A 279-nucleotide genomic window follows, 5' to 3' on the forward strand; every position below is an offset into this window, starting at 1 on the left:
CGGCCAATTTCCCCCTTGTGGGAGCGGGCTTGCTCGCGAATGCGGTGGTTCATTCAATAATGATGCTGACTGACCGGACGCCTTCGCGAGCAAGCCCGCTCCCACAGGGGATGGCGGGGTGTCAGAGAGGGATTCTTTTGCTGTCATGCCCCGGACTCCTGAATCGCCCGCACCACGGTGTCGAGGTTGCCGGTCATCTTGTGGGAGCGAGCTTGCTCGCGAATGCGGTGTGTCATTCGATAAAGATGTTGGCTGACCCGGCGCCTTCGCGAGCAAGCT

1 pseudogene is annotated in these 279 nt (G+C 60.6%); it reads right to left on the reverse strand.

Annotation, left to right across the window (positions count from 1 at the left end):
• A pseudogene (locus tag QMX91_RS31440) lies at window positions 1-147 on the reverse strand (metal ABC transporter ATP-binding protein); the annotation flags it as partial.
• Between the last annotated feature and the right edge of the window lie 132 nt (window positions 148-279).

Source organism: Pseudomonas sp. PS01299, from assembly GCF_029960145.1.
Classification (GTDB): Bacteria; Pseudomonadota; Gammaproteobacteria; order Pseudomonadales; family Pseudomonadaceae; genus Aquipseudomonas; species Aquipseudomonas putida_A.